Source organism: Hyphomonas sp. UBA3601, assembly GCF_002375605.1.
In the GTDB taxonomy this organism is placed as follows: Bacteria; Pseudomonadota; Alphaproteobacteria; order Caulobacterales; family Hyphomonadaceae; genus Hyphomonas.
In genome coordinates, this window is sequence record NZ_DFME01000098.1 from 6,904 (window position 1) to 8,425 (window position 1,522).

Below are 1,522 nucleotides of genomic sequence, written 5' to 3' on the forward strand. Positions count from 1 at the left end.
CGCCGTCAAAATGTGAAACTGGTGCTCGCCAGCCTGGCTGTTCTGTCTGCGTGCGCACATCCGAACCGGCCGGTTTCCCCCATTGAATCCGACACGCTTGCCTATTCTTCGGCCATTTCGGATGCCCGGCAGGAACAATTGCTGATGAATATTGTTCGCCTGCGATACAATGATCCTGTCACCTTTGTTGATGCTGAGCGGATTACCACAACCGAAAACACCCAGATCAACGGCATGCTGGCGTCAGCGCTGGCGCTGGGCGGGCAGAATCTGGATGAAGTCCTGAATGGAAATGTCGGCACCAATATGAGTAGTCAGCCCTCGATCGCCTATTCGGCGTTGAGGGGGTCGGACTATGCCCAACAGATCCTGCAGCCATTGCCGCCGGCGACCATCTTCCTGATGAGCCAGTCGGGCTGGAGCGTCGAACGGTTGATGTTGTGTTGCGTCTCCCGAATTGGTGATCTCGAGAATGCGCGGGCAGCCGCCGGGCCAACCCCGCCGGTCATGCCGGACAATACGCGCTTTCGCGAACTGGCCGCGCTGATGCGTTCGCTGCAGGAACGCGGACAATTGATGGTGCAGGTCGTCGATCCGGACACATCCGAGACCGATGGAGATGGCAAGCCGCGTGTGATCCTCAAATGGGATCGTACCTCGGAACTCGGCCAACAACTCGCCGACTTCTTTCGGCGCTATTGGGTGTCGGATGTCAGTGTGATTCCGGGTGACCGCTACATCACGGAGATATCAACGCGGGGCAATGCCCTCGGCGATTATGCGGCGCGCGGGCGATCTCTGCTCGGCGTGTTGTCGGCGTTGTCGCAATCGGTTCACGTGCCCGAGGCGCACCGCGACATTGCCCGTGCCTCGCAACCTGTCCTGGAATATTCGGACGACCCCTGTCGGGCACCGGGAGGCTGGCATGATGTGAATGGGGGCCTGTTCGCCGTGCAATCGGCGGCGGCGCGCCCGACCACTGCGACGATAGCGGTCGAGTATCGTGACTATTGGTTCTATGTCGATGACCGCTGCCATGATGCCAAGGAAACCCTGAACCTGCTGGATCACCTCTATGCCCTGCAGGCGGGTATCAGTTCCGATGCGACGACGTTGCTGCTGCTCGGCGGCTAGGTCTGTCGCAGCTGTTACAGAGCGGAGGCTCCCGTCTCGCGAGAGAGGCAGCGGGCCCATCAATATTCAACCCTAAAGCGGGCGAATATGATTGCCGCAGAGCTGGTTTGGTCTATCTTCCCATTCGAGAAATGGGATTGGACCAATGCTGGGCCATCTGCGCCATATAGTTCGATCACGTACGGTCGAAGATATATTTGACAGATCCGTTGCCGCTTTGCGCGAGATTGGACTGACCCGCGTCTATTTTCAGGGTCCCATTGGAAGTGACCGGTCGCTGACCCGAAACACGGCGAGCTTCGGCTTTCCTGAGACGTGGCAGAAATCATACGAACTGAACTGGCAGGTTCACGACCCGATCCCGGACGCCGCTTCCAGAATTGGCGGG

The 1,522-nt window shown here is 58.8% G+C and carries 2 protein-coding genes; both read left to right on the forward strand.

Features of this window, described 5'->3' with window-relative positions; all coding sequences use genetic code 11:
• The coding region (locus tag B4F73_RS09860) for a hypothetical protein (RefSeq protein WP_290483147.1) at nucleotides 1-1,134 on the forward strand (1,134 nt) is incomplete at its 5' end.
• A 145-nt stretch (nucleotides 1,135-1,279) separates the two neighbouring features.
• Nucleotides 1,280-1,522, forward strand: a 243-nt coding sequence (locus B4F73_RS09865; protein WP_290483148.1) for a hypothetical protein, incomplete at its 3' end; no start/stop codon positions are given.